We start from the raw sequence: 26,584 nt of genomic DNA on the forward strand, positions 1-26,584 counted from the left end.
CATGATCAAGAAACTCTCGATCTTTCTGGCACTACTGCTGGGCATCGCACTGGTGAGCTTCACCGCTCGTCCGTTCTCGCTGTTCGGACTGGCACTGATCACCGGTGGCATCCACGGCGCCCTGCAATGGTGGCGCGGACCAAAACCAGTGCGACCGGCGCAGCCACGGCGACAGACATGGAGCTGGGCATGGAATCTGCTCACCATCGTTCTGCTCGCCATCGGCCTGGGCATCTGGATCGCCCTCCCCTGGGTCGGCGTGCTGGCCGTGGCGGTCGCCATCGCATTGTGGCTGCCGCTCACCCGCAGCGGGCGGCTGGCGCTGGCCGCCACCCGCATCGGCATTTCCAGCCTGCCGCAGCGCTGGGGCGCGTCGTCGGTGATCGTGGTCGGCATCGCCGGCGTGGTCGGGGTGCTGGTGGCGATGCTGGCGATGGGCGAAGGCTTCCAGGCCACGCTCAACAGCACGGGCGATGACACCACCGCCATCGTGCTGCGCGGCGGCTCGCAGGCCGAGACCAACTCGGTCATCACCCGTGACCAGGTGCCGCTGCTGGGCACGCTGCCGGGGGTGGCGCGCGACGCGCAGGGGCGGCCGCTGCTGTCGGCCGAGCTGTCGCAGGTGGTCAACCTGGTCTCGCGTGCCGACGGCACCGACGTCAACGCACAGTTCCGCGGCGTCGGCGACATGGGCTGGGCGGTGCACGACAAGGTCAGGATCGTAAAGGGCCGCCCGTTCAAGCCGGGCCTGCGCGAGATCGTGGTCGGCGAGGGCGCGCAGGGCCAGTTCCGTGACATGGAAGTGGGCAAGACCCTCACCCTGGGCAACCAGGCGTGGACGGTGGTGGGCGTTTTCGCCTCCGGCGACGCGCACGATTCGGAGCTGTGGACCGACGTGCAGACCCTGGCCACCACCTACCAGCGTGGCGCCTACCAGTCGATCAGCGTGCGTACCGAGGGCAAGCCCGGCTTCGAGCAGTTCAAGGCGGCGGTGGCGGCCGACCCGCGGCTGAAGCTGGACGTGGAGACCACCCGCGCCTACTACCGCAAGCAGGGCGGCGGTTTGAACACGCTGATCAGCATCCTCGGCAAGGTGATCGGCGCGATCATGGCCATCGGCGCGGTGTTCGGCGCGCTCAACACCATGTACGCGGCCGTGGCCACCCGTGCCCGCGAGATCGCCACCATGCGCGCGATCGGCTTCCGCGGCCTGCCGGTGGTGACCGCGGTGATGCTCGAGACCATGCTGCTGGCGCTGGTCGGCGGCCTGCTCGGCTGCGCGGTGGCGTGGCTGGTGTTCAACGGCTACAGCGTGTCCACCATCGGCAGCAACTTCAGCGCGGTGGTGTTCAAGTTCCACGTCTCGCCCGAGCTGCTGTGGAGCGGGCTGAAGTGGGCACTGGGCATCGGCCTGGTCGGCGGCCTGTTCCCGGCGTTGCGCGCGGCGCGGCTGCCGATCACCACCGCGCTGCGCGAGACCTGACGGCCACGGTGGCGGCGCGTGCGCGCGCCGCCCCTTTGGCGACTACGGCGATCGGCCGGCAATGGCGGAGTTTGCCTCTTCACGCATCGATCCGTTTGGTCCATGATGCGCGCCCGCTGGAAACCCGGCGGGCAGCGCAGCTGCATGGCACGGATGCCGCGTCCCTCCCCCAACGGTGATCGCATCTGTTCAGGGCGCCCTTCCCGGGCGCCTTTTTTTCGTAGTCAGTAAAGGAAAACCGATGTACCTGAAGTCGACCCCGCTTCGCTCCGCCATCGCGCTGGCCCTGGCCACCGCATGCAGCGCCCCCGCCTTGGCGCAGTCCGGCAATGACGGCACCACCACCCTGGACCGCGTCGAGATCACCGGCTCGCGCATCCGCCAGGCCAGCGTCGAGACCGCCAAGCCGGTCATCGCGCTGAGCCGCGCCGAGATCGAGAAGAAGGGCTACGTCAACGTCGCCGACATCCTGCAGGACGTCACCGCGGCCGGCGCGCCGGCGCTGAGCCGCGCCTCGGCGCTGTCCTCGGCGCGCGATTACGGCGGCATGTTCGTCAGCCTGCGCAACCTCGGCCCGGAGCGCAGCCTGGTGCTGGTCGACGGCCGCCGCATGGGCGTGAGCGCCGGCGGCTACTCCGACGTGGGTTCGATCCCGTCGGCGATCGTCGAGCGCGTTGAAGTGCTGACCGACGGCGCCTCGGCGCTGTACGGCTCGGACGCCATCGCCGGCGTGGTCAACATCATCACCCGCAAGAACTTCGACGGCGGCCAGGCCAATGCCTATGTCGGCCAGTACGGCGAAGGCGACGGCCAGAAGCGTTCCTACAGCGCCACCTGGGGCAAGACCTTCGCGCGCGGCTGGGTCACCATCGGCGCCGAGAAGGTGAAGGAAGACCCGGTGCTGGGCGGCGCACGCGAGTTCACCGCCTATCCGAACGGCCCCTACCACCCCACCGACGGCCTCAACGGCACCACCGCCTGGGGTTCGGTCACGGTCGATGGCAAGGTGCTCAGCGTCGGCCCCGGCGGCGACCCGTCCAAGGTGGAGGACTTCAAGCCGCTCGACCGTTCGGCCTACGCCAACACCAAGACCAACATGACCCTGCTGTCCGGGCTGGAGCGCCGCTCGGCGTTCGCCAACGGCGGCTTCCAGATCAGCGACGACCTGCGCGTGGTCGCCGACGTGCTGTACAGCGAGCGCGAGTCGGTCAAGCAGCTGGCCGGCTACCCGTACTCGGTGTCCTCGGCGCAGGCCGCCAGCGGCACCCGCGCGATGCTGTCCAAGGACAGTGCGTTCAACCACTGGGGCAAGGACGTGCTGTTCTCGCACCGCACCGAGGAGTTCCCGCGCGCGACCAACAACAGCCTGACCACCAAGCGCGCCAGCGTCGGCCTGGAAGGCAGCTTCGAGACCGGTTCGCGCTTCTGGGACTGGAACGTGGGCTACATGTTCAACCGCAACGAGGGCGAGCGCCGCACGCTGCAGAGCATGTACCAGCCCAACGTCAACAAGGCGGTGGGCGCCTCCTTCATCGATGCCAACGGCGTGGCCCGCTGCGGCACCCCGGACAACGTGATCCAGGGCTGCGTGCCGTGGAACCCGCTGGCGCCGATGGGCAGCAACAGCCCCGGCTCGCTCAGCGGCGACCCGGCCGTGCGCGACTACCTGTTCCGCAGCTTCGTCGATGACATCCAGAGCACCACCAAGGTGGTCAGCGCCAACATCTCCGGCTCGCTGTTCAGCCTGCCGGCCGGCGACATCATGGCCGCGATGGGCGTGGAGCACCGCAGCGAGGAAGCCAGCTACACCCCGGACCTGATGGTGCAGAACGGCGAGATCGCCGGCACCAGCGGCCAGCCGACCCGTGGCGACTACACGCTGGACGAGGTCTACCTGGAACTGCAGGTGCCGCTGCTGGCCGACCTGCCGTTCGCGCGCGAGCTGTCGCTGGACGTGGCCGGGCGCTACTCGGACTACGACAACTTCGGCGGCACCACCAACGGCAAGTTCGGCCTGAAGTGGAAGCCGGTCGACGACCTGCTGGTCCGCGCCACCTACGGCACCGGCTTCCGCGCGCCCACCGTGGATGACCTGTACGGCGGCACGGTGACTACCCGCGACCGCATCACCGACCCGTGCGACCGCGCGTTCGGCGCCGCCGCGCGCAATGCCGAAGTGGCCGCGCGCTGCACCGCCGCCGGCCTGGGCGCCGGCTTCCGCCAGAAGACCGGCGACGGCGAACTGGCCAGCACCTCCGGCGTGCAGGCGGTGACCGACTTCACCTCCGGCTCCAACCCGGACCTGAAGCCCGAGACCGCCAAGACCTGGACCGTGGGCGTGGTCTACAGCCCGGACTTCGTCAGCGGCCTGGACCTGAGCCTGGACTGGTGGAAGATCCGCATCGACAACGTCATCGTCGGCGAGTCGGCCACCGACATCCTCAACCAGTGCTACGTGCAGGGCATCGCCTCGGCATGCTCGCGCTTCACCCGCTACACCTCCGGCAGCAACAAGGGCCAGGTCAGCGGCATGAACCGCTCGCTCAACAATGCCGGCTACCAGGAAACCGCCGGCTATGACCTCGGCGTGCGCTACCGCCTGCCGGAACTGGCCATCGGCCGCTTCGCGGTCAGCTGGAACACCACCTACGTCGACTACCTGTCGCGCAAGAGCGACAACGTGGACAGCACCCCGGTCGAGGAATTCACCGGCTGGGGCGGCAACTTCCGCGTGCGCTCCAACCTCAGCCTCGACTGGCAGTACGGCGACCTGGGCATCGGCTGGACCACGCGCTACTACTCGGGCATGAAGGAGAAGTGCTCGTACGATCTGGATGGCGGCCCGGAGTGCAACCTGCCCGACTTCCGTTCCGCGTACACCGACGTGCAGCCCAGCCGCAAGGTCGGCGCCAACACCTTCCATGACCTGCAGGTGCGCTACAGCCTGCCGTGGAACGGCACCGTGTCGCTGGGCGTGAACAACGTCTTCAAGCACGTCGGCCCGGTGATGTACAGCCAGCCCAACAGCAGCTTCACCTACTACGGCGGCTTCGACATCGGCCGCTTCATGTACATGAAGTACCAGCAGCGCTTCTGATCCCCGGATCCCGACCCGTTGCAACCGGCAAAGGCACCGCAAGGTGCCTTTGCCTTTTCCGGCGCCCGGCCCGCCCGGCGCGGCGCGAAACCAAACACCACACAACGGTCATGCATTTGTCATCGACGCGCGGTAGAGCCGCCGCGGCGCAGCCGCTACCGTGGCGACCCTCCCATTTTTTTTTTGGATCTCCGCCATGCTGCGTTCGCTGGCGCTGGCCGGCGTCTGCGTGATGCTGGCCGGCTTCGCCCTGTCTTCGCCGATGCCGCCGCTGTCGCTCAGCGCGCGCCTGGCCGCGCCCGGCGGCACCTCGCCGATGGTGCCCAGCGCGCGCATCGATGCCCTGCTCGCGCGCCTGCCGCACCGCCAGGGCCAGGTGCCCGGCGACGGCGGCGTGGCGCTGCACTGGCTCGCTTTCGATCCGGGCGACTACCGCCTGCATTACCGCTACCTCGGCCAGGGCGAACGCTTCCCCGAGTTCTCGATGCAGGCCAGTGCGCCGGCGGCGGGCGCGGCCCCGCCCGCACCGCGCGGCACGGTGATCCTGCTGCATGGCTGGATGATGGACGGCGGCTCGCTGCTGCCTTGGGCGCTGCAGCTGGCGCAGGGCGGCTACCGCACCATCGCCCTGGACCTGCGCAACCACGGCCGCTCCGGACAGGCGCCGTCCGGCTACGGCACGCGCGAGGGCCAGGATGTGGCCGCCGCGCTGCGCGCGCTCGATGCCCGCGGCGAGATCAGCGGCCCGGTGCACCTGCTCGGCGTGTCCTACGGCGCGGCCACCGCCATCTTCGCCGCGCGCGAGCTCGGCCCGCGGCTGCGCAGCGTGGTGGCGATGGAGTCCTTCGACAACGCCGGCCAGGCGATCCGCGCGATGGTGCCGCACATGCTGTCGCGGCCGCCCGAGCGCCTGGGCGACTACCTGGCGCTGCCGCTGGCGCGCTGGCAGTACGGCGGCAGCGGGCTGGACCAGGCCATCGCCGCCGCCGACCGCCGGCTCGGCCTCGACCTGGACCGCGTGGACGTGGGCCAGGCGCTGGCGCAGGTGCCGGCCTGCGTGCTGCTGCTGCACGGCCGCGACGATGCCCACATCCCGGTGGCGCAGGGCCGCGCGCTGGCCGCCGCCGCGCCACGCGCGCGCTACCTGGAACTGGCGGGCGAGGACCACCTGACCCTGCCGCTGCGGCTGGATCGCCTCTCCGGCGTGGTCGAGGACTGGTTCGCGCGCGCCGGCAACGACGGCGGGCCGTGTCCGTTGCCCGCCGCGCCCGCCTCGGGGTGGACGCACCGGGCGGACGCGGCAGCGCTCACGCCGGAGCGCCGTCGAGGAGCGCCGGCACCGGCGCGGCCGCCCCCTGGCGGGCGGCAGGGCCTAGGCGGCGGGCGCCCGGGTTCGTGAGCGCGCGGCCGCACGCACGCCGTTGACGGCGAACACCGCCAGCCCGGCCCAGATCAACCCGAAGCCGACCAGCTGCGAGGACGCGAACGGTTCGTGCAGGACCAGCACACCTATCAGGAACTGCAGCGTCGGGCCGATGTACTGCAGCAGCCCGACCACCGACAACGGGATGCGGCGCACGCCGTAGGCGAAGGCGATCAGTGGCACCGCGCTGACCACGCCGGCCAGCACCAGCAGCGCGTCGTTGCGCCAGCCCCAGCCGGAGATGAAGCCGCCGCCATGGCCGTTCTCCGCCCACAGCGCGAAGGCCAGCGCCGGCGCCAGCATGAACAGGCTTTCCACGCCCAGCCCGGTCACCGCCTCGACCACCACCAGTTTGCGCAGCAGTCCGTACAGGCCGAAGGTGATGGACAACCCGATGGCGATCCACGGCGCGCGCCCGCTCTGCCAGGTCAGCCAGGCCACGCCCAGCGCCGCCAGCGCCACCGCCAGCCATTGCAGGCGGCCCAGGCGCTCGCGCAGCACCACCACGCCCAGCACCACGCTCAGCAGCGGGTTGATGAAGTAGCCCAGGCTGGTCTCGACCACGTGGCCGGCATTCACCGCCCAGATGTACAGGCTCCAGTTGGCGCCGATCAGCAGGCTCGACAGGCCCAGCAGCCAGAACCGCCGCGGCGTGGCCCACACCTCGCGCAGCCAGCCCCAGCCACGCACGATGGCCAGGCCGCCGACCAGCAGCACCGCGCTCCAGATCACCCGGTGGGCGATGATCAGGAACGACGGCACCTCGATCAGCAACCGCCAGTACAGCGGGAACAGCCCCCAGATGACGAACGCCAGGGTGGTCGCCAGCAGGCCGTTGCGGTGCTCGTGCGCGGGCGTCATGCGCGGCGCAGCCGGGCCAGGGTGATGACCACGACGCCGGCCAGGATGACCGCCATCGCACCGATGTCCGCCGCACTGAAGCGCTCGTGCGCGATCCACGCGCCCAGCGCCACCGCGATCACCGGGTTGACGTAGGCATAGCTGCTGGCCAGCACCGGGCGCACGTTGTGCAGCAGCCACACGTAGGCGGTGAAGGCGACGATCGAACCGAACACGGTCAGGTAGCCCACCGCCAGCATGCCCTGCAGCGATGGCGGCCCGTCCATGCGCTCGCCGCGCAGCAGCCCGGCCACCACCAGAATCGCGCCACCGCACAGCATCTGTGCGGCGGCGGTCATGAACGGCGACGGCAGGTCGCGCCCGCGCGACCAGATCGAGCCGGCCGCCCAGCCCAGCGGTGCCACCAGCAGGAACACCAGTCCGGCCGGGGTCGCGGTCAGGCTGCTGCCGGCGTTGAGCCACAGCACGCCGGCGAAACCGACCGCGATGCCCAGCCATTCGCCAGCGGTCACCTTCTGTCCGCGGAAGGCGGAGAACAGCGCCATCCACAACGGCACCGAGGCCACCGCCACCGCGGCCAGCCCGGAGGACACGTCGCGCTCGGCCATGACCACCATGCCGTTGCCCAGGAACAGCAGGCTGAAGCCCATCACCGCCAGGGTCGGCCACTGCGCGCGCGTCGGCGCGGGCACGCCGCGCCAGCGCAGCAGCGCGTACAGCACCCCGCCGGCGATCACGAAGCGGGTGCCGGAGATCACCGACAGCGGCGGCATGCCGCCTTCCAGCGCCAGGTGGATGCCGAGATAGGTCGAACCCCAGACCACGTACACGAGGAGCAGGGCCAGTACGACAAGGCCGCTCCGTGGAGCAGCCGATGTGGTGGGGGGCGCAGACATGGGGCAGGTACCGCCATCCGGGGAATGCGGATTCTAGGGCACCACGACGCCGCCGATCAGCCCGAAAAACGGCATGCTGTATCCGCCGCGGCCGGCCCCCGGCATGCGTCGCCCACGCCGCTACTTTCCGGGCTGCGCATTGGCCCCTGCGCAGCCGCACCCGGCGGCACGCCGGCCAGTGGAGCGAGGCGCAACCGCAGGCGCCCGCGTGCATGCGCGATGCCTGCCCGCCGGGCGCACGTTCCGCCGGGTGGACGCAACCGCGGAGCAGGCGCAGGCACGCGCCGCGGCATGCCTGCGGTCAGCGCCTGGCGGTGTCGCTCGCTTCGCGCGCGGCCTCGAACTCCGCGCCCTGGTCCCACGCCGGCCAGCGCCGGCTGTTGGCCAGCTCCAGGCCCAGGTCGTAGACCAGCAGCGTGTCGGCGGCCAGGCCACGCGGGTCCCACTGCGGCGACCATGCGTCGCAGGCCTGGTGGTAGCAGCGGGCGAAATAGGCATCGCGCAGCGCGCGCCCGGCGGCGACGCCGCCGTCGCGCTTGTCCAGGCCGGCGCCGACGGTGATCGCCGGCACGCCCTTGCGGGCGAAGGCGAAATGGTCGGCGCGGTAGAAGAAGCCCGCTTCCAGGTTCGGGTCCGGCGACCAGCGGCGGCCGCGCGCCCGCGCGACGCGGTCCACGTCCGCCTCCAGCGAAACCCGGCCCTTGCCCCAGGTGGCGATGTCGGCGGTCTCGCCGTCGGGGCTGAACATCTCGATGTTCAGGACCGCGGCCGTGGTCTCCAGCGGCGCCAGCGGATGCTCGGCGTAGTAGCTGGCACCCAGCAGGCCCTTTTCCTCCGCGGTCAGGGCGATGAAGTACAGCGTGCGCTGCGGGCGCGGGCCGGCGGCGAACACCCGCGCCAGTTCCAGCACCGAGGCCACGCCGGTGGCGTTGTCGATGGCGCCATGGCGCACGGTGTCACCGCTGGCGTCGGGCTGGCCGATGCCGAACGCATCCCAGTGCGCGGAGAAGATCACCGATTCGTCCGGATGCGTCGCGCCTTCCAGCTTCGCCACCACGTTGCGGGTGACCACCGGTTCGCGCTTGACCTTGAAGCGCGCCGACAGGCGTGCGTCGCCCAGTTCCACCGGGTGGAAGTCGGCGCGCATCGCCCTGCGCTTCTCCGCGTCGAAATCCAGCCCGGCCGCGGCGAAGATGCGCTCGGCCAGCGTGCGCTGCATCCAGCCACGCAGCGGGGTGTGCAGCGCGCGCGCATCGGCCTCGCTGCGCTGGATGTCGAACAGCGGCGAGGTGCCGGACGCCTTCACCGTCGCCCACGGATACGCCGCCGGCGCGGTCTCGTGCACGATCAGCACGCCTTCGGCGCCACGCCGCGCGGCTTCCTCGAACTTGTAGGTCCAGCGGCCGTAGTAGGTCACCGCCCTGCCGTCGAACGCGCCCGGTGCGTCGGCCTCGAAATCGGCGTCGTTGATCAGCACCACCGCGATCTTGCCGCGCAGGTCGACGTCCTTGTAATCGTTCCAGCGCCGTTCCGGCGCGTCGATGCCGTAGCCGACGAACACCATCGGCACGTCCTTCAGATCCACCGCGCCGAGCGGGCTGAGGCTCTGCAGGGTCACGTCCTCGCCGTTGGCCAGCGGCAGGCGCTTGCCCGCCAGCCGCAGGCTGGCGTCGACCGCGCCGTCGACCTGCGCGCGCACCAGCGGCACCTCCTGCACCCAGCTGCCGTCCTTGCCGCCCGGCTGCACGCCGGCCAGGCGGAACTGCTCGACCAGGTAATCGACGGTGCGCTGCTCGCCGGCGGTGGCCGGGGCGCGGCCTTCGAACTCGTCCGAGGCCAGCATGCGCACATGCCGCGACAGCGCCGCCGGGTCGATGCCGCCGCCGGGCAGGTCGTTGGCGGCGCTGGCGATGCCGCCGACGAACAGGCAGGACGACAGCAACAGCATGCGCATCGGATTCACGGCGGCACCAGACAACAGGAGGATTGCGGGATTTTACCCGTAGATGCGGGGCTTGCCGCGCATGAAGCTGCAACGACGATGCCCCGTGCCGGGCGCGCCCGGCAGCTACGGCTTCGCGCGGTCCAGCCAGCACGCCAGCCCCTGCGCGTTGAGCTCGATGTCCATCTCGAGCACGCGCAGCACGCCGGCGTCGTCGAGCCGGCAGCCATGCGCGCGGGCGCGCTCCAGGTACAGCGCGCCCAGCGCCGCCACCAGCGCGCGGTGGCGGTCGCCGCGGCCATCGCAGGCGCGGGCGATGGCGGTCATCGCGTCGATCTGCGCGTGCAGGTCGGCGGCCAGCCGCGCGGCGTCCTGCACGCGGCCATAGTGGGTCAGGTACATCGCCTGCGGAGCCCGCGCCACCAGCCGCTCGATCGAGGCGTGCAGCGCATCGGGTTCGAACTGCACCGGCGAGGTGGTGGGGATGATGAACGCGCCGCGGGCGCTGTCCAGTTCGCGGTAGGACAGACCGAACGTGTCGCCGGTGAACCAGCTGCGGCTGGCCGCATCCCACACGCACAGGTGGTGGCGGGCATGGCCGGGGGTGTCGATGCACAGCAGTTCACGTCCGCCCAGCGACAGGCGATGGCCGTCTTCGGCCACCACCACGCGCTCGGCCGCCACCGGCACGATCTGCCCGTAGCTGCGCGCCATCTCCGCCTCGCCGTAGACCGCGGTGGCGCCGGCCACCAGCCGCGCCGGGTCGATCATGTGCGGCGCGCCGCGCGGGTGCACCAGCAGGCGTGCGTTGGGCAGCTGCCGCATCAGCGCACCGGCGCCGCCGGCGTGGTCCAGATGGACGTGGGTGAGAATCACCCAGTCGATGGCGTCCACGCCGAGCCCGGCGTCGGCGATGGCCGTCAGCAGGCGCGGCAGCGCATGGCTGGTGCCGCAGTCGATGAAGGCGCCGCGGCCGTTGTTCACCAACAGATAGGCGGCATCGAAGTGGTCGCGCTGGAAGGCGGTGTCGATGACGTGGATGGCGTGTTCGGCATGCATGTGTCGGCTCCCGGGAGGCACACCGATGCTGTCACCGGCATGGCGGGCACCGCAATACGGCTTTCGTCGCGCGGGCGCCGGCGGCCACGGCTGTCGTCGCGCCCGTGGCCACCCCAGGTCAGGCGTGGCGCAGCACCCGCGGCCGCAGCAGCAGCGCCAGCACCATCACCGCAAGGAAGCCGCCATAGGCATAGAGCACCGCCAGGATCTGCCGCCACAGGCTGTCGGCATCCATCTCGGCCGCGCCGATGCGGTAGCCCCAATGCATCAGGCCGATGCTGACCAGCAGTGCCAGCACCAGCATGGCGGTGTCGTACACGGTACGCGCGCGGTGCCGCGGATGCCGCGGGAACCACCAGTACAGCGCGGCCATCACCGCGAACCAGGGCAGGAACAGCAACAACGACAACCAGGCCATCGTCAGCTCCATGTGCGGCGCGCGCCGGACGGGCGCGCGCCATGGCGGGTGGTGGGCGGCGCGGGCGCCGTGTCCGTGTCAGTCCGCTTCGCGCAGCTGGCGCAATGCCGCCAGCACCGGCTCGACGCCGGCCTCCAGGCGGAACAGCTCGCTCTGCAGCGCATCGCCCTGCTCGGCCTGCTTGAGCACGGCGATCAGCTGGCCGGCGTCGCGCGGCGAATCGAAGCCTTCGCTCTGCACCAGCAGCTGGCCCTCGCCGTCGAGCAGCTTGAAGTAGAACCGGCCGTCCTTCTCCCGGTACTGCTTGAACAGCGGCAGCGCGGCCTTGGCCGCGGCCACGGCCTTCGGCGCGTCGCCGGCGCTGGACAGGTCGCGCAGCCCCACCGCGTGGCGCAGTTCCTTCAGCAGCGGGATGGCGAACTGCTCGCGCAGCTGCTGGCCGCGGCGGCGCAGGATCGCCTCGATCTTCTCCGGCTCGGCCATCAGCGCGTTGTAGCGCTCGCGCAGCGGCGACAGTTCGCCGTCGATGCGCTCGAACAGCTGCTGCTTGGCATCACCCCAGCCGATGCCGGCGGCGAAGGCCTGCGCGAACGCGGCGGTCTGTTCCGGGGTGGCGAAGGCCTGGTACATCTGGAACAGCGCCGAGCCCTCGGTGTCCTTGGGTTCGCCGGGCGCGCGCGAATCGGTGACGATCGAGAACACCAGCTTCCGCAGCTCCTCGCGCGGGACGAACAGCGGGATGGTGTTGTGGTAGCTCTTGCTCATCTTGCGGCCGTCCAGGCCCGCCAGGGTCGCCACCTGCTCGTCGATGATCACTTCCGGCAGGGTGAAATACTCCTTGCCGTAGATGTGGTTGAAGCGCTGGGCGAAATCGCGCGCCATCTCGATGTGCTGGATCTGGTCGCGGCCGACCGGCACCTTGTCGGCATTGAAGATCAGGATGTCGGCGGCCATCAGCACCGGGTACATGAACAGCCCGGCGGTGACGCCGGCATCGTCGTCCAGCTGCTCCTCGCGGTTCTTGTCCACGGCCGCCTTGTAGGCGTGGGCGCGGTTGAGGATGCCCTTGCCGGCGACCACGGTCAGGAACCACATCAGCTCGGTGGTTTCCGGGATGTCGCTCTGCCGGTAGAACCACACCGAATCCGGGTCCAGGCCGCAGGCCAGCCAGCTGGCGGCGATCTCCAGGGTCGAGCGCTGGGTGCGCTCGGGTTCCTGCGACTTGATCAGGCTGTGCAGGTCGGCCAGGAAGAAGAAGCTTTCGATCCCCGGCGCGCGGCTGGCGGCGATGGCCGGGCGGATGGCGCCGACGTAGTTGCCGAGGTGGGGAGTGCCGGAGGGGGTGATGCCGGTAAGGACGCGGGTAGTCATGAACGCAGACGTGACGGACGGATTAACCGGCCCAGTGTAACCGCCGCGCGCCAACCCCGCCGCCCGCACCCGTCCGTTCATGGCCGCGTCCCCGCCAACGGAGCCCGCCATGTACCGCTTCCCCGCCTGCCTGCTTGCCATCCTGGCCCTGTGCGGCTTTCGCCCGGCGCCACCGCTGCCTCCGCCGATGCCGGTGGCGCTATCGCTGGTCGACCGCGACAGCGGCGATGAAGCCACGCCGTACCTGCATCGCGGCCAGCAGTGGGTCGCCGGCCCCCCGGGGCACCGCTATGCCGTGCGCCTGCGCAACCTCAGCGGCGAGCGCGTGCTGGTGGTGCTGTCGGTGGACGGGGTCAACGCCATCAGCGGCCAGACCGCGGCGCCGGACCAGGCCGGCTACGTGCTCGAGCCCTGGCAGGACAGCGAAATCACCGGCTGGCGCAAGTCGTCGGCGGAGGTGGCGCAGTTCGTGTTCACCGACCGCGGCGACAGCTACGCCAGCCGCACCGGCCGACCGGCCGATGTCGGTGTGGTCGGCATTGCGGTGTTCGCCGAAGCGCGGCCGCTGCCCATCGCCGCGGCGCCGGCGCCACGGCCCGCGCCGCTGCGCGCCCAGGACGCGCGGGCCGGGCGCGCGATGGACGCACCGGCATCGGCGGCCGCTGCCGCCGGCCGCGAACGCCAGCAACTGGGCACCGGCCATGGCGGGCGCGAGGCATCGGCCAGCCACGCCACCGTCTTCGAGCGCGCCAGCCACGCGCCCATCCAGGTCACCCAGGTCCGCTACGACACGCGGGCGCGCCTGGCACGGATGGGCATCGTGCCGGGCCAGCGCCGGGATTCCACGCCGCGAGCGTTCCCGGGCGGCTTCGTGCCCGACCCGCCGCCGCGCTGGCGCTGATCGCACAGACGCCGGACGGGCCGCGTGATGCGGCCCGTCCGGATGCTGCGGGGGGAGGTGGCGCGCTGGTTCAGCGCCAGTCCGGATGATCCCGGTGCAGCGTGTCCTGGAAGTCGCGCACTTCCTTCTCGGCGCGGTCCTTGGCCCAGCCATAGCGCTCCTGCAGGCGCCCGGCGAGGTACTCGGCGTTGCCCTCGGCCACCTTGAAGTCGTCGTCGGTCAGATCGCCCCACTTGGCCTGCGCCTTGCCCTTGAGCTGGCTCCACTTGCCGGAAATGATGTCTTTGTTCATGCGTGTCTCCTTGCTTTTCTTCGGGGGAATGGCGGCAGCTCCGCCGCACGGACAGCATGCAGGCGCGAATGTTGGCAGGGCATCGACGATTTGTGTGCAAGCGCTGATGTTCTTGAACGGCGCTTCAGCTTGCGCCGGATCCGGTAACGAAAAAGGCCGGCAGGATGCCGGCCTTCTCCACGTACACCAATCGCCGTGGGTCAGCGCTTGGCTGCGTCCTCCACCTTCTCGCCGGCCTTCTGCACGTCCTTGCCGGCACCGGCAACGGTATTGCAGCCGGACAGCACCGCGATCGAGAACAGCGACAGCATCATCAGGGCAACCATGCGCTTCATGTCTATCTCCTGGGTGGCTCTTGGATGGCGCGGCCCGCAGGGACCGCGGCGGGGATCAACACTTGCCGTCGCTGCAGTCGTGGGCCTTGTCCTCGACCTTCTCACCGGCCTTCTGCATGTCCTTGCCGGCGCCGGCGACGGTGTTGCAGGCGCTGAGCGTTCCCGCCGAAAACATTGCCAGCAGGGCCAGCATCAGTACTCGCTTCATCAGGTTTCTCCTCTGCTCGACTGGCGGCCGCCGGGTGGCGACGCCGCGTGTGGAGAGGAATCTGGCGGCATTCACGTGCAGCGGGCGTGAACGCCGCCGGTGCGGGTTCAGCGACGTCGTGCCGCCGTCAATCGCGCATCAGGGTCGATTTCCCGAACAGGCTCTCGACCAGGTCGACCGCGAGCTTGGCGGTACGGTTGCGGCGGTCCAGCAACGGGTTGAGCTCGACGATGTCCAGCGAGCCCATCAATCCGGTGTCGGCGATCATCTCCATCACCAGCTGCGCCTCGCGGTAGTTGACCCCGCCGGGCACCGTGGTGCCGACGCCCGGGGCGATGCTCGGGTCGAGGAAATCCACGTCGAAGCTGACGTGCAGGTGGGTATTGGCGTCGACGCCCTCGAGCGCGGCCTCCATCGCCCGCTTCATGCCGCTCTCGTCGATGTAGCGCATGTCGTACACGTCCACCTGGTGCTGTTTGATCAGGCGCTTCTCGTCCTGGTCCACCGAGCGGATGCCGATCTGCCGCACCTGCTGCGGCGAGATCGCCGGTGCGTCGCCGCCGAGCCGGGTCAGCGCCTCCGGGCCGAGCCCGCACAGGCACGCCACCGGCATGCCGTGGATGTTGCCCGATGGGGTGACTTCGGAGGTGTTGAAATCCGAATGCGCGTCCAGCCACAGCACGCGCAGCTGCTTGCCCTGCTCGCGGCACCAGCGCGCCACCGCGGTGATCGAACCGATGCCCAGGCAGTGGTCGCCACCGAGCATGATCGGCAGGCGCCCGTCACGCAGTTCGACCAGGGTCGCCTCCATCAGCGCGTGGTTCCACGCCACCACCTCGTCCAGGTGACGGTACCCGCCCACCGGTTCGGTCCATGGGTTGCGCGGCCCCTGCAGGTTGCCGACGTCGCGCACGGCCACGCCACGCGCGGCCAGCGCCTCGGGCAGCCCGGCAATGCGCAGCGCCTCCGGTCCCAGGCGCGCGCCGCGGTGGCCGGCACCGACGTCGGTGGGCACACCGATCAGCGAAACGGGACGATGAGTGGCCATGGTTCCTCCGGTTGCAAATGAAAGCAGTTTACCGGGCGCATGTGACCGTCGCCTGCGGCAACGCAGCAGCCTGCACGCCGGGGCTGGCGCGCCCGCCGTGCGGGCCGGGGCGAACCGGCGCCCTCCGTGGCCTGCGACAGGGGCCCGGCGCGGCGCGGTTGACGCACGTCAAGGACAAGCCGCCGGTGCCTGCCTAGGCTGCCGCAATGGACACTCCGTCTCCCCTGTTCGACCCCGAACTGCTGCGGCGCTACGACGCACCGGGGCCACGTTACACCTCCTATCCGACCGCCCCGCAGTTCACCCCGGGGTTCCAGGAAATCGACCTGCTGGAGATGGCGGCGACCAGCAACGGCGACCCGATCCCGCGCCCGCTGTCGCTGTACCTGCACATCCCGTTCTGCACCAGCCCCTGCTTCTACTGCGGCTGCAACCGCATCATCACCCGCGACACCGCGCGCGGCGCCGCCTACCTGACCCGGCTGTACCGCGAGATGGCGATGATGTCCACGCTGTTCGACCGCGACCGCGACGTCGAGCAGGTCCACTTCGGCGGCGGCACCCCCAACTTCCTCGCCCCGGCGCAGATCGCCGAGGCCATGGACGTGCTGCGCCGGCATTTCTCCTTCGCCCCGGCCGCGCGCCTGGACTGCTCGATCGAACTGGACCCGCGCTTCATCAGCCCCGGACAGATCGGCGAACTGGCCGCGGCCGGCTTCAACCGCGCCAGCCTCGGGGTGCAGGACTTCGACCCCGAGGTGCAGCGCGCGGTCAACCGCATCCAGGGCGTGGAACAGACCCTGGCGGTCATCGACGCCTGCCGCCGGCATGGGCTGCGCTCGGTCAACGTGGACCTGATCTACGGCTTGCCGCGGCAGACCCTGGAAGGCTTCTCGCGCACCCTGGACATCACCCTGCAGGCGCGCCCGGAGCGGCTGGCGATCTACGGCTATGCGCACCTGCCGTCGATGTTCCGCCCGCAGCAGCGCATCGACGCCAGCGCGCTGCCCGCGCCAGAGGCCAGGCTTGCGCTGCTGCAGTGCGCGATCGACAGGCTCGGCCAGGCCGGCTACGTCTACATCGGCATGGACCACTTCGCCCTGCCCGACGACAGCCTGGCGGTGGCCCAGCGCAATGGCAGCCTGCACCGCAACTTCATGGGCTACACCACCCATGCCGAAAGCGACCTGATCGGCCTGGGGGTCAGCGCCATCAGCCACATCGGCCCCAGCTTCAGCCAGAACCCGCGCGACCTCGGCAGCTGGGAGCAGGCCATCGACCGCGGCCACCTGCCGGTCTGGCGCGGCCTGCGCCTGGAAGAAGACGACCTGATCCGCGCCGATGTGATCCAGCAGCTGATGTGCCACGGCACCCTGGACTTCGGCGACATCGAGCGGCGGCATGTGATCGAGTTCCCGAATTATTTCGCAACGGCGCTGCAGCGGCTGCAGGCGCTGCAGCAGGACGGGCTGGTGGAGCTGTCCGCCAACGGCCTGGCGGCGACCTCGCGGGGGCGCCTACTGTTGCGTATCATCGCCATGTGCTTCGACCGCCACCTGCCCACCGCCGCCGCAGCGACGCCGTGCTTCTCGCGTACGGTGTAACCCCGACGGGAGTGCCCGAATGAGTTCGCCGCTGGTCTTTCCGCGTACCGACGCGCGCATCGTCGCCGACGACGGCGACGCCCTGACGTTCTGTTCCACCTGCGCGTTCTCGCAGGCGTGCCTGTCCGAGGGCATGGACAAGGGCGCGCTGGCCGACCTGCACGTGCTGGTCGAGCATGTCGGCCCGCTGCGCGCCGGCGAGCACGTATTCCGCGAGGGCGACCCGTTCGGCGCGATCGCCGCGGTCCGCGCCGGCACGGTCAAGACCTACCAGACCGACCGCAACGGCCACGAGCAGGTGCTGGGCTTCCACCTGCCGGGCGAGGTGATCGGCCTGAACGCGATCCACGGCGACCGCTATCCCTGCAATGCGGTGGCGCTGGACACGGTGATGCTGTGCCGTTTCTCGTTCCCGCGCATCGCGCTGCTGGCCACGCGCCTGCCCAACCTGCAGCAACACCTGTTCAAACTGATGAGCCGCGACATCGGCGTGGCCTCGCTGTTCGCGCGCGACAACAGCGCCGATGAGCGCATGGCGGCATTCCTGATCGGCCTGTCGCGACGCCTGGCCGCGCGCGGCTTCTCGCCGCGCCGGTTCCAGCTGACGATGGCCCGCACCGATATCGCCAACTACCTGCGCCAGGCGCCGGAAACGGTAAGCCGGGTGCTGCGCCGGTTCGAGCAGGACGGGCTGCTGCACATCAAGCAGCGCGACGTGGAGATCCTCGACCTGCCGCGGCTGGAGGCGATGGCGCTGGCGGTCCTGCGCGACTGAGCCTGCCTGGCGTTACGCTTTCCGCGCATCCCGAAGCCCCCTGGAGCCCGCCCCGTGCGGGCTCCTGTCATTGCAGCCGTTGCCGTTGATTCTGCCTTTGCCTTTGCCTTTGCCTTTGTCTTTGCCTCTGCCTTTGCCTCTGCGTTTGCCTCTGCCTTGGCTTCTGCCTTGGCTTCTGACTTCCGGATCCCCTTCCGCAGCGACGGAGCCGACGGACAAGACCCCGCAGGGGCGGCGAGCATGGGTTCGGCGGAAACAGGCGAAGCACTGCTTCGCCCCGCCGGACGGGCGGGCGCCGCACGGCGCCTGCCCCGGACTCGGCTGCGAAGCGGGCGAGCACGTCGTTTTTCGACGAGACAGGGGCGAACCGGAAACAGGCGAAGCACTGCTTCGCCCCGGTGAGCGGGCTGGCGCCGTGAGGCGACTGCCCCGGCCCCAGCTGCATCGCAGCTGGGTCTCGTCGAAAAATCCCGCTGGCGGAGTGGACCCGGCGCGCGTAGCGCGTCGGGCGCGTAGGCAGGGCGTGTTGACCAGCCATCCGGCTGTTGAAAAGCGCCTCTTTGGGCCACGTTTCTTTGCACGAGCAAAGAAGAGCTCTTCAACAGCCGAATGGCAGGTCAAGGTGGCTCGCTCCTGCGAAGAAGGAGTGAAAGCTCTGCTTTCAGGCTCCCGCTTTGGCTCTGCGTCTTGGCTGTTGTCGTGTAGTTCTGGAAAGCTGAAGCAACAGCAAGGGCAGAATCAAGAGCTTTCGCTCCCCTTCGGGGCGCGAGTTACTTCTCTTTGCTCGTGCAAAGAGAAGTAACCAAGAGAAACACGGGCCGGGACGCGATCCGTCGGGCTGCACCCGCCGGTTCCCTGTGCTCCTCGCGGATCAGGGGGACGGCGCACAACTCGCTTCGCTCAGACACGTGCGCCTCTTCGCCCCCTGCCCCGCTGCGGTGCTCGGCTCGCTCTACGGCCGTGAAAAGTCAAAAGCCAAGAGCAGAGCAAGATCACGGCAACTGCAACTGCAACTGCAACTGCAACGGCAACGGCATGAAGCTCTCGCCAGGGTGTCCGGACCGCAATCACCGGCATGCTTGACCTGCGTCATGGAGCCCCTTGGCGGCCACGCCGATGATGCGCCGGTATCCTCAGGAGAGCCGCATCATGAATTCGACACGCAAGCTATGGGTGGGGCTGGCGGCCCTGCTCATCGCCTCGTTCGCCGTCCTGCTATGGGTCGGCAGCGAGGTCCATCGCCAGGCCCCGCCCTTGCCCGAGAAGGTCGTGACCGAGGACGGCCAGGTCATCTTCACCCGCAACGACATCGAGACCGGCCGCCAGGTCTGGCAGTCGATCGGCGGCCAGCAGCTGGGCTCGATCTGGGGCCATGGCGGCTACGTCGCGCCGGACTGGGGCGCGGACTGGCTGCATCGTGAAGCCGAAGCGGTAATGGACCTGTGGGCCCGGCGCGAGGCCGGCGCGGAGAGCTACAAGCAGCTCGACGCGGCCACCCAGGCCGCCTACGCCAAGCGCGTGCAGACCCTGCTGCGGCCCAATACCTACGACGCCGTGGACGGCACGATCATCGTCGACAACGACCGCGCCGCGGCGATCGCCACGGTCGCCGCGCATTACCAGAGCCTGTTCTCGGCCGACCCGGCCACTGCCGGACTGCGCGAGGCCTACGCCATGCGCAACGACACCGTGCCCGACGCCGGGCACCGCCGCCAGCTCACCGCGTTCTACTGGTGGGCAGCCTGGGCCTCGGTGACCGAGCGCCCCGGCTCGGACATCACCTACACGGCCAACTGGCCGGCCGACAGCCTGGTCGGCAACACCGCGCCGCCGAGCACCTTCATCTGGACGGTGTTCAGCGTGCTGTTCCTGATCGCCGGCGTCGCCCTGCTCGGCTGGCATTACGCGGTCAACCACGGCGACGAAATGGCCCCGGTGCTGCCGAAGACCGATCCGCTGGCCGCGATCAAGGTGACCCCGTCGATGCGCGCCACCGCCAAGTACTTCTGGGTGGTGATCGCACTGTTCCTCACCCAGATCCTGCTCGGTGCCATCACCGCGCATTACCAGGTGGAAGGCCAACAGGCCTACGGTTTCGCCATCGCCGACGTGCTGCCGTACTCGCTCACCCGCACCTGGCACACGCAGCTGGCGGTGCTGTGGATCGCCACCGCCTGGCTGGGCATGGGCCTGTATATCGCGCCGGCGATCTCCGGCCATGAGCCTAAGTTCCAGCGGCTGGGAGTCAACTTCCTCTGGATCTGCCTGATCGTGATCGTGGTCGGCGCGTTCGCCGGGCAGTGGTTCGCGGTGATGCAGAAGCTGGGGCTGGAGCGTAACTTCTGGTTCGGCCACCAGGGCTGGGAATACGTGGACCTGGGCCGCTTCTGGCAGTGGTTCCTGTTCATCGGCCTGGTGCTGTGGCTGACCCTGGTGGGCCGGGCGCTGTGGCCGGCGATCAGGAACGGCGGCGAGTCCAAGTCGATCGTCAGCCTGCTGTTCCTGTCGGTGGTCGCCATCGGCCTGTTCTACGCCGCCGGCCTGATGTGGGGCGAGCATACCCACCTGTCGATGGTCGAGTACTGGCGCTGGTGGGTGGTGCACCTGTGGGTGGAAGGCTTCTTCGAAGTGTTCGCGGTGGCGGTCATCGCCTTCCTGTTCACCCGCCTGGGCATGCTGCAGGTGAAGTCGGCCACCGTGGCCGTGCTGTTCGCCACCATCGTGTTCATGGCCGGCGGCGTGCTCGGCACCCTGCACCACCTGTACTTCACCGGCACCCCGACCGCGGTCATCGCGCTGGGCGCCAGCTTCAGCGCGCTGGAAGTGGTGCCGCTGGCCTACGTGGGCTTCGAGGCGTACCACAACTACCGCATGGGCAAGGCCACGCCGTGGATGGCGAAGTACAAGTGGCCGATCCTGTTCTTCATCGCGGTCTCGTTCTGGAACCTGGTCGGCGCCGGCCTGTTCGGTTTCCTGATCAACCCGCCGCTGTCGCTGTACTACATGCAGGGCCTGAACCTGACCCCGACCCACGGCCACACCGCGCTGTTCGGCGTGTACGGCATGCTCGGCATCGGCCTGATGCTGTTCTGCCTGCGCGGGCTCAAGCCGGACGTGGTGTGGAACGAAAAGCTGCTCAAGGCCAGCTTCTGGGCGCTGAACCTGGGCCTGGCCGGCATGGCCGCGTTCACCCTGCTGCCGCTGGGCATCCTGCAGCTCAGCGCCGCGCTCAAGCACGGCTACTGGTATGCGCGCTCGGCCGAGTTCATGCAGCAGCCGATCGTGGACATGCTGGTGTGGATGCGGGTGCCGGCCGACACGTTGTTCAGCGTCGGCGCGCTGGCGCTGGCGTGGTTCGTGTTCCGCCTGTGGGTGGCGCCGAAGAAGGCAGCGCTGCCGGTGGGCGAGGCCGATCAGGCCTGATCGGATACATCGCACGATGCAACGGGAAGGGCCGCGCAAGCGGCTCTTCTTCTTTGGGCACTTCAGCCGGACGCCTGTTGTTGTTGGCGTTGCCGTGATTTTGTTTTTTCCTTTGCATTTGACTTCCGGGTCCCTTCCGCAGCGACGGAGCCGACGGACAAGACACCGCAGGGGCGACGTGCATGGGTTCGGCGGAAATAGGCGAAGCACTGCTTCGCCCCGCCGGACGGGCGGGCGCCGCACGGCGCCTGCCCCGGACTCGGCTGCGAAGCGGGCGAGCACGTCGTTTTTCGACGAGACAGGGGCGAACCGGAAACAGGTGAAGCACTGCTTCGCCCCGATGAGCGGGCTGGCGCCGTGAGGCGACTGCCCCGGCCCCAGCTGCATCGCAGCTGGGTCTCGTCGAAAAATCCCGGCGGTAGAGTGGACTCGGAGTGCCGCTGGTACGGAAAGCGCTGAGGCAGGGGCGTGTTGACCAGCCATCCGGCTGTTGAAAAGCGCCTCTTTGGGCCACGTTTCTTTGCACGAGCAAAGAAGGTGGCTCGCGCCCCGAAGGGGAGCGAAAGCCCCTGATTCCGCTTCCGCCATTGCTTGGGCTCCCCAAGGCCGGCCAGAGCGTCGACCAAGAGAACCGTGCCCGGCCGATAGCCGGGAAATCCAAAGGCAAAGCATGAAAGCAGGTGCTTGAAGCAGAGCTTTCACTCCTGCTTCGCAAGAGCGAGTTACTTCTCTTTGCTCGTGCAAAGAGAAGTAACCAAGAGAAAGCACGGGCCGGGACGCGATCCGTCGGGCTGCGCCCGCCGGTCCCCTGCGCTCCTCGCGTGCCGAGGGGACGGCGCACAACTCGCTTCGCTCAGACACGTGCGCCTCTTCGCCCCTCGTCCCGCTGCGGTGCTCGGCTCGCTCTACGGCCGGGGGACGTCAAATGCCAAGGGCAACGGCAAGATCAACAGCGACAGCAACCGCAAGGGCAAGGGCAAGAGCCGTCAGCCGCCGGCCCGCGACCAGCCCCAGACCTGACCCACGTCAAGGCACCGCCCACCGCCCGGTAGCAAGCTGCACCCCATGAAAACCGAAGCCACGCCGCCGCCCCGCCTCTCGCCCGCGTGGCTCGCCCACGCCCCGCACCGGCTGATGTTCTTTGTCGGCGCCGGCAATGTGCTGCTGGCGATGCTGTGGTGGGCGCTGTGGCTGGCAGCGGCGCGCTGGGGCGGCTGGACGATGCCGGCGCTGGCGATCCCCGCCGGCTGGCTGCATGCCTTCGTGATGCAGTACCTGGTGCTGCCCAGCTTCATCTTCGGCTTCCTGCTGACCGTGTTCCCGCGCTGGATGGGCCTGCCCGAGCTGGAACGCTGGCGCTATGTGCCGGTGGGCCTGGGCCTGATGGGCGGGCAGCTGGCCATCCTGCTCGGCGCGGCGGGATGGCAGGCCGGGCTGACCGTGGGCCTGTGGATGGCGCTGGCCGGCTGGACCTCGGCGCTGTTCACCCTGGGCCGCCTGCTGGCCGACGAGAAGGGCCATACCTGGCACGCGCGCTCATGCTTCGCCGGGCTGCTGCTGGGCTGGCTGGGGTTGGCGATGTTCATCGCCTTCGTGCTCGGCGCCTCGCCCGCCTGGGCCTTCGCCAGCATCAAGATCGGCGGAATCGGCCTGCTGCTGCCGGTGTACGTGACCGTGGCGCACCGCATGTTCCCGTTCTTCGCCAGCAACATCGTGCCGGGCTACCAGCCGTGGCGGCCGCTGCCGTGGCTGGGCGCGGTCTGGGTGCTGCTGCTGGTGCACCTTGGACTGGAACTGGTGCACGGCTATGCCTGGCTGTGGCTGGCCGACTTGCCGCTGCTGCTGTTGACCGGCTGGGCAGTATGGCGCTGGTGGCCGCGGCGGCGCATGCCCGGCCTGTTGGCGGTGCTGTTCGTCGGCAGCGCATGGCTGCCGGTGACCTTCGCGCTGTACCTGGTGCAGAGCGTGACGTACCTGGCCAGCGGTGATTTCATCCTCGGCCGCGCGCCAATGCACGCGCTGTTCATCGGCTTCTTCGGCAGCCTGCTGGTGGCGATGGTGACGCGGGTGACACAAGGCCACTCCGGGAGGCCGCTGGTGATGCCGAAGGTGGCGTGGTTCGCGTTCGGGTTGCTGCAGGCGGTGGCGGTGATGCGCATCGTCGCCGACATCGCGCCCGACGCGCTGGCGTGGCAGGCCGCGGCCGCGTTGGGCTGGCTGCTGGCGCTGGCGCCATGGGTCACCCGCATCGGCCGGATCTACCTGGCGCCGCGCGCGGACGGGCGCCCCGGATGAGCGCGATGCTGGCGTTCTACCCGGACATCAAGCTTGTCCACATCAGCGCGGCGATGACCAGCGGCACGCTGTTCGCGCTGCGTGCGTTGGCGCTGATGGCGGGCATGCGCTGGCCGCGGCTGGCCGCGGTGCGCTACCTGAGCTACAGCATCGATACCGTGCTGCTGACCGCGGCGATGATGCTGCTGACCCTGCTGCCGGCAGCGCTGTTCGCCAACGGCTGGCTGTGGGCCAAGCTCGCCTTCCTGGTGGCCTATGTGGGGCTGGGCATGGCCGCATTCCGGCGCGGACGCGAGGCGCGCGCGCGCGTGGTCCTGGTGGCAGCCGCGGCGCTGTGCTTCCTGCAGGTCTACGGCATCGCGCGGACGCATCATCCGCTGGGCTGGCTGCTGTGGCTGGGCGGTTGAGCGCGGTGGCGACGACCTGCCTGGACCTGCGCGGCCTGCCGGCCCCGCAGCCGATGGAGCAGATCCTCGCCTGCCTGCACACGCTGCCGGCGGGACAACGGCTGCTGGCGTTGACCCCACTGTATCCGGCGCCGCTGCTGCCGATGCTGGAACACATGGGCTTCGCCTGGGACGTGCACGGCCTCGCCGACGGCGCACGCCTGGTGGTCTGCCACGCCGCCGAGCGACACCTCCTGGATATCCCGCCGTCACCATGAGCGGCCTGGCGTTCGCCCAGGCGCCACCGCCCTCGCATCCGCTGCGCTTTCTTGCCACGTCCCTGCTCTGGGGCGCGGCGGCCGGTGCGTGGCTGCTGGTCGCGGGCGACAACCTGCTGCTGTCCCTGCATGCGCCGGCCACCCTCGCGCTGGTGCATGTGTTCACCCTGGGGCTGCTGGGCAACGCGATGCTCGGCAGCCTGGTGCAGTTCCTGCCGGTGGCCGCAGGCAGCCCGCTGCCGCTGGCGCGCGGCGTCGCACCGCTGCACGCCACGTTCAACCTGGGCGTGATGTTGCTGCTGCCGGCGATGGCCGCGCATTCGGCCGCATGCGGCGTGCTCGCGGTGCCCCTGCTGCTGGGCACGCTGGCACTGGCCGCAGGCGCGGTACTGGTCGCGGTGGCACGCGGCAGCGGCGCGCGCACCGTACGAACCGGCATTGGCCTGGCCGCGGCATCGCTGCTGGCGGCACTCGCCCTGGGCGCCGCATTGCTGTCGATGCGACTGGGATGGCTGGCGCCGGCCCGGCCGCTGACCGCCGCGCACGCCGGGTTCGGCCTGCTGGGCTGGGTACTGGGGCTGCTGGCCGCGGTAGGCAGCATGGCCATGCCGATGCTGCAGGGCGTGCGTTGCATCGCGCCGCCATGGCGGTGGGGCTGGCTGGTCCTGCTTGCCGGGGTGATGCTGGCCGCGGCGGCCGATGGCCTCGGCGCCACGCTGCCGGCGGCTGGGTCGCGCACCCTGGCGACGTTGCCGTTGCTGCTTTTCGCCGCCACGGTGATCGCGCTGCAACGGCGCGCGCCGCATCGCCGCGGCACCATGCTGCGGCGCTTCTGGGCACTGGGCAGCGTTGCGCTTGGCGGCGGCGCACTGGCGCTGTGGCTGCCGGGCCGCGAGCTGCTGGCCGGTACGCTGGTGATCGCGGTGGGCTTTCCCGCCCTGGTGTTGGGCATGGCCATGGAAATCACCGGCTTCCTCGCCTGGATCGCGCTGCGCCGGCGCATGCCACGTGGCACCCGCGTACCCGGCGTTGGCAGCCTGTTCGACGAACGGCACAAGCGACGGGTGTGGTGGCTGCATGCGGCCTCGTCGCTGTCGCTGACCCTGGCCTGCGTGCTGCCGGGACTGGCGCGCCTGGCCGGCGCATTGCTGTTGCTGGCCTGGCTGGGCGCCGCGTGGGCGCTATGGCGTTGCTGGCGCGCGGCATCGACCTGGCGCTCCTGAGCGCGGCGTTCCACGGTGCTGCGCGGACGTGCCCCCGCATGGGCTTTTGACATGGGTCAAGCCATGCGCAATTGCACTGCAATCAAGGCATTCCGGCGTGTCCGGATTGATCCGGATCAACGCTGGCGGGCAGTCCGCGCCGGGAACATGAACCCATCGGCCAGAGGCCATTCAAGGGGTAACATCATGAAGCGCCTGCACCACCCGTTCGTCGCCTGTGCACTCGCCGGCGCCATCGCCGCCGCCTTCGCCGGCAATGCCTTCGCCGCCAGGAAAGACGTCGCCGAAGCGCCGCTGGAAACGATCCAGGCCGTGCTGACCGCACCGCCGTTCGCGCCGCCACCGATCACCCGCAAGACGCCGGCCCATGTCGTCGTCGACCTGGAAATGGTCGAGAAGGAGATGCGCATGGCCGATGGCGTGAGCTACAACTTCTGGACCTTCGGCGGCACCGTGCCGGGCAGCTTCATCCGCGTGCGCAAGGGCGACACGGTGGAGTTCAAGCTGAAGAACCACCACAGCTCGCACTTCTCGCACAACATCGACCTGCATGCGGTCACCGGCCAGGGCGGCGGCGCCGAGGCCACGTTCACGCTGCCGGGCAAGGAAACCCAGTTCACGTTCAAGACGCTCAACCCGGGCCTGTACATCTACCACTGCGCGATGGCGCCGGTGGGCATGCACATCGCCAACGGCATGTATGGCCTGATCCTGGTCGAGCCGGAGGAAGGGCTGGAGCCGGTGGACAAGGAGTTCTACGTGGTGCAGGGCGACTTCTACACCGAGGGCGCGCACGGCGACCCCGGCCTGCAGGCCTTCAGCCTGGAGAAGGCCATCGACGAACACCCGACCTACGTGGTGTTCAACGGCTCGGTCGATTCGCTGCAGGGCGACAAGGCGCTGACCGCCAAGGCCGGCGAGAAGATCCGCATCTTCGTCGGCAACGGCGGCCCGAACCTGGTGTCGAGCTTCCACGTCATCGGCGAGATCTTCGACAAGGTCTACACCGAGGGCGGCTCGAAGTACCAGGAGAACGTGCAGACCACACTGGTCCCGGCCGGTGGTTCGGCGATCGTCGAGTTCAAGGCCGACGTGCCCGGCAACTTCGTGCTGGTCGACCACAGCATCTTCCGTACCTTCCACAAGGGCTCGCTGGGCATCCTCAAGGTCGAGGGCGAGAAGAACCCGGAGATCTACACCGGCCAGCAGCACGACATCGACTACACCGAAGGCGTGCCGCAGGGCAGCCAGTACAAGTAAGCAGGG

General features: G+C 69.6%; 23 protein-coding genes. 13 read left to right on the forward strand and 10 right to left on the reverse strand.

Features of this window, described 5'->3' with window-relative positions:
* Position 1 precedes the first annotated feature (1 nt).
* The 3 genes from MKP15_RS08665 (at position 2) to MKP15_RS08675 (ending at position 5,979) form a co-directional block, all read left to right on the forward strand.
* On the forward strand, positions 2 to 1,483 hold the full coding sequence (locus MKP15_RS08665) for an ABC transporter permease (RefSeq protein ID WP_240212439.1): 1,482 nt from the start codon (positions 2 to 4) through the stop codon (positions 1,481 to 1,483).
* Positions 1,484 to 1,724: 241 nt separating this feature from the next.
* Positions 1,725 to 4,580 (forward strand): TonB-dependent receptor, encoded by a 2,856-nt coding sequence (locus MKP15_RS08670; RefSeq protein WP_240212440.1) that lies wholly within the window; start codon positions 1,725 to 1,727, stop codon positions 4,578 to 4,580.
* Between the two features lie 196 nt (positions 4,581 to 4,776).
* Positions 4,777 to 5,979, forward strand: coding sequence for an alpha/beta fold hydrolase (locus MKP15_RS08675; RefSeq protein WP_240212441.1), 1,203 nt, complete (start codon positions 4,777 to 4,779; stop codon positions 5,977 to 5,979).
* On the opposite strand, the gene rarD is transcribed toward MKP15_RS08675, so the two are convergent.
* From rarD to MKP15_RS08705, 6 genes are all read right to left on the reverse strand, one after another.
* The gene (gene rarD, locus MKP15_RS08680) at positions 5,953 to 6,864 is read right to left on the reverse strand and encodes an EamA family transporter RarD (protein WP_104939796.1); all 912 of its coding nucleotides are present in this window, start codon (positions 6,862 to 6,864) and stop codon (positions 5,953 to 5,955) included. The genes MKP15_RS08675 and rarD overlap by 27 nt on opposite strands.
* Entirely contained in the window at positions 6,861 to 7,760 is a 900-nt protein-coding gene (gene yedA / locus MKP15_RS08685; RefSeq protein ID WP_240212442.1) for a drug/metabolite exporter YedA, read from the reverse strand. Before yedA ends, rarD begins: the two co-directional genes overlap by 4 nt.
* Positions 7,761 to 8,061: 301 nt before the next feature.
* Positions 8,062 to 9,714: a M28 family metallopeptidase gene (locus MKP15_RS08690; protein WP_240212553.1), complete on the reverse strand. Its 1,653-nt coding sequence runs from the start codon at positions 9,712 to 9,714 to the stop codon at positions 8,062 to 8,064.
* Between the two features lie 114 nt (positions 9,715 to 9,828).
* Positions 9,829 to 10,761, reverse strand: a complete 933-nt coding sequence (locus tag MKP15_RS08695) for an MBL fold metallo-hydrolase (protein ID WP_240212443.1) — start codon at positions 10,759 to 10,761, stop codon at positions 9,829 to 9,831.
* A 118-nt stretch (positions 10,762 to 10,879) separates the two neighbouring features.
* Positions 10,880 to 11,179: a hypothetical protein gene (locus MKP15_RS08700; protein ID WP_161615355.1), complete on the reverse strand. Its 300-nt coding sequence runs from the start codon at positions 11,177 to 11,179 to the stop codon at positions 10,880 to 10,882.
* 78 nt (positions 11,180 to 11,257) lie between these two features.
* The gene (locus tag MKP15_RS08705; protein WP_240212444.1) at positions 11,258 to 12,550 is read right to left on the reverse strand and encodes a tryptophan--tRNA ligase; all 1,293 of its coding nucleotides are present in this window, start codon (positions 12,548 to 12,550) and stop codon (positions 11,258 to 11,260) included.
* 109 nt (positions 12,551 to 12,659) lie between these two features.
* Between MKP15_RS08705 and MKP15_RS08710 the strand changes: the two genes are divergently transcribed.
* Positions 12,660 to 13,451, forward strand: a complete 792-nt coding sequence (locus MKP15_RS08710; protein ID WP_240212445.1) for a hypothetical protein — start codon at positions 12,660 to 12,662, stop codon at positions 13,449 to 13,451.
* A 70-nt stretch (positions 13,452 to 13,521) separates the two neighbouring features.
* On the opposite strand, the gene MKP15_RS08715 is transcribed toward MKP15_RS08710, so the two are convergent.
* The 4 genes from MKP15_RS08715 to rocF form a co-directional block, all read right to left on the reverse strand.
* The gene (locus MKP15_RS08715; protein WP_054667983.1) at positions 13,522 to 13,743 is read right to left on the reverse strand and encodes a CsbD family protein; all 222 of its coding nucleotides are present in this window, start codon (positions 13,741 to 13,743) and stop codon (positions 13,522 to 13,524) included.
* Positions 13,744 to 13,943: 200 nt separating this feature from the next.
* The gene (locus tag MKP15_RS08720; RefSeq protein ID WP_054667984.1) at positions 13,944 to 14,078 is read right to left on the reverse strand and encodes an entericidin A/B family lipoprotein; all 135 of its coding nucleotides are present in this window, start codon (positions 14,076 to 14,078) and stop codon (positions 13,944 to 13,946) included.
* A gap of 55 nt (positions 14,079 to 14,133) precedes the next feature.
* Positions 14,134 to 14,286: an entericidin A/B family lipoprotein gene (locus tag MKP15_RS08725; RefSeq protein WP_054667986.1), complete on the reverse strand. Its 153-nt coding sequence runs from the start codon at positions 14,284 to 14,286 to the stop codon at positions 14,134 to 14,136.
* 127 nt (positions 14,287 to 14,413) lie between these two features.
* On the reverse strand, positions 14,414 to 15,334 hold the full coding sequence (rocF, locus tag MKP15_RS08730) for an arginase (RefSeq protein ID WP_104939802.1): 921 nt from the start codon (positions 15,332 to 15,334) through the stop codon (positions 14,414 to 14,416).
* A 206-nt stretch (positions 15,335 to 15,540) separates the two neighbouring features.
* On the opposite strand from rocF, the gene hemN reads away from it, so the two are divergent.
* The 9 genes from hemN to nirK all read left to right on the forward strand — a co-directional run bounded on the left by hemN (position 15,541) and on the right by nirK (position 26,578).
* Positions 15,541 to 16,938, forward strand: coding sequence for an oxygen-independent coproporphyrinogen III oxidase (hemN, locus tag MKP15_RS08735; RefSeq protein WP_240212446.1), 1,398 nt, complete (start codon positions 15,541 to 15,543; stop codon positions 16,936 to 16,938).
* Positions 16,939 to 16,957: 19 nt separating this feature from the next.
* Complete coding sequence (locus MKP15_RS08740) at positions 16,958 to 17,713, forward strand: helix-turn-helix domain-containing protein (RefSeq protein WP_104939804.1); 756 nt, start codon at positions 16,958 to 16,960, stop codon at positions 17,711 to 17,713.
* Positions 17,714 to 18,862: 1,149 nt separating this feature from the next.
* Positions 18,863 to 21,136 carry a nitric-oxide reductase large subunit gene (locus MKP15_RS08745; RefSeq protein ID WP_240212447.1) on the forward strand — a complete coding sequence of 758 codons (2,274 nt, stop codon included), beginning with the start codon at positions 18,863 to 18,865 and terminating at the stop codon, positions 21,134 to 21,136.
* An 861-nt stretch (positions 21,137 to 21,997) separates the two neighbouring features.
* A complete protein-coding gene (locus MKP15_RS08750; RefSeq protein ID WP_240212448.1) occupies positions 21,998 to 22,156 on the forward strand; it encodes a hypothetical protein in 159 nt (52 codons plus the stop codon).
* Positions 22,157 to 22,201: 45 nt separating this feature from the next.
* Positions 22,202 to 23,431, forward strand: a complete 1,230-nt coding sequence (locus MKP15_RS08755; protein WP_240212449.1) for an NnrS family protein — start codon at positions 22,202 to 22,204, stop codon at positions 23,429 to 23,431.
* Positions 23,428 to 23,838, forward strand: a complete 411-nt coding sequence (locus MKP15_RS08760; protein ID WP_313230080.1) for a SirB2 family protein — start codon at positions 23,428 to 23,430, stop codon at positions 23,836 to 23,838. The genes MKP15_RS08755 and MKP15_RS08760 overlap by 4 nt, the downstream gene beginning before the upstream one ends.
* 5 nt (positions 23,839 to 23,843) lie before the next feature.
* On the forward strand, positions 23,844 to 24,095 hold the full coding sequence (locus MKP15_RS08765; protein ID WP_240212450.1) for a DUF2249 domain-containing protein: 252 nt from the start codon (positions 23,844 to 23,846) through the stop codon (positions 24,093 to 24,095).
* Entirely contained in the window at positions 24,092 to 25,318 is a 1,227-nt protein-coding gene (locus tag MKP15_RS08770) for a hypothetical protein (protein WP_240212451.1), read from the forward strand. The genes MKP15_RS08765 and MKP15_RS08770 overlap by 4 nt, the downstream gene beginning before the upstream one ends.
* Before the next feature lie 186 nt (positions 25,319 to 25,504).
* A complete protein-coding gene (nirK, locus tag MKP15_RS08775) occupies positions 25,505 to 26,578 on the forward strand; it encodes a copper-containing nitrite reductase (protein WP_161614847.1) in 1,074 nt (357 codons plus the stop codon).
* The last annotated feature ends 6 nt before the right edge of the window (positions 26,579 to 26,584 follow it).

This window comes from Stenotrophomonas sp. Y6 (assembly GCF_022436665.1).
Lineage (GTDB): Bacteria > Pseudomonadota > Gammaproteobacteria > Xanthomonadales > Xanthomonadaceae > Stenotrophomonas > Stenotrophomonas acidaminiphila_A.

Bases quoted from the DNA above. Each gene is read 5' to 3' on its own strand.
- MKP15_RS08665 (WP_240212439.1), top strand. From the start codon at position 2: ATGATCAAGAAACTCTCGATCTTTCTGGCACTACTGCTGGGCATCGCA.
- MKP15_RS08670 (WP_240212440.1), top strand. From the start codon at position 1,725: ATGTACCTGAAGTCGACCCCGCTTCGCTCCGCCATCGCGCTGGCCCTG.
- MKP15_RS08675 (WP_240212441.1), top strand. From the start codon at position 4,777: ATGCTGCGTTCGCTGGCGCTGGCCGGCGTCTGCGTGATGCTGGCCGGC.
- rarD (WP_104939796.1), bottom strand. From the start codon at position 6,864: ATGACGCCCGCGCACGAGCACCGCAACGGCCTGCTGGCGACCACCCTG.
- yedA (WP_240212442.1), bottom strand. From the start codon at position 7,760: ATGTCTGCGCCCCCCACCACATCGGCTGCTCCACGGAGCGGCCTTGTC.
- MKP15_RS08690 (WP_240212553.1), bottom strand. From the start codon at position 9,714: ATGCGCATGCTGTTGCTGTCGTCCTGCCTGTTCGTCGGCGGCATCGCC.
- MKP15_RS08695 (WP_240212443.1), bottom strand. From the start codon at position 10,761: ATGCATGCCGAACACGCCATCCACGTCATCGACACCGCCTTCCAGCGC.
- MKP15_RS08700 (WP_161615355.1), bottom strand. From the start codon at position 11,179: ATGGCCTGGTTGTCGTTGTTGCTGTTCCTGCCCTGGTTCGCGGTGATG.
- MKP15_RS08705 (WP_240212444.1), bottom strand. From the start codon at position 12,550: ATGACTACCCGCGTCCTTACCGGCATCACCCCCTCCGGCACTCCCCAC.
- MKP15_RS08710 (WP_240212445.1), top strand. From the start codon at position 12,660: ATGTACCGCTTCCCCGCCTGCCTGCTTGCCATCCTGGCCCTGTGCGGC.
- MKP15_RS08715 (WP_054667983.1), bottom strand. From the start codon at position 13,743: ATGAACAAAGACATCATTTCCGGCAAGTGGAGCCAGCTCAAGGGCAAG.
- MKP15_RS08720 (WP_054667984.1), bottom strand. From the start codon at position 14,078: ATGAAGCGCATGGTTGCCCTGATGATGCTGTCGCTGTTCTCGATCGCG.
- MKP15_RS08725 (WP_054667986.1), bottom strand. From the start codon at position 14,286: ATGAAGCGAGTACTGATGCTGGCCCTGCTGGCAATGTTTTCGGCGGGA.
- rocF (WP_104939802.1), bottom strand. From the start codon at position 15,334: ATGGCCACTCATCGTCCCGTTTCGCTGATCGGTGTGCCCACCGACGTC.
- hemN (WP_240212446.1), top strand. From the start codon at position 15,541: ATGGACACTCCGTCTCCCCTGTTCGACCCCGAACTGCTGCGGCGCTAC.
- MKP15_RS08740 (WP_104939804.1), top strand. From the start codon at position 16,958: ATGAGTTCGCCGCTGGTCTTTCCGCGTACCGACGCGCGCATCGTCGCC.
- MKP15_RS08745 (WP_240212447.1), top strand. From the start codon at position 18,863: ATGAATTCGACACGCAAGCTATGGGTGGGGCTGGCGGCCCTGCTCATC.
- MKP15_RS08755 (WP_240212449.1), top strand. From the start codon at position 22,202: ATGAAAACCGAAGCCACGCCGCCGCCCCGCCTCTCGCCCGCGTGGCTC.
- MKP15_RS08760 (WP_313230080.1), top strand. From the start codon at position 23,428: ATGAGCGCGATGCTGGCGTTCTACCCGGACATCAAGCTTGTCCACATC.
- MKP15_RS08770 (WP_240212451.1), top strand. From the start codon at position 24,092: ATGAGCGGCCTGGCGTTCGCCCAGGCGCCACCGCCCTCGCATCCGCTG.
- nirK (WP_161614847.1), top strand. From the start codon at position 25,505: ATGAAGCGCCTGCACCACCCGTTCGTCGCCTGTGCACTCGCCGGCGCC.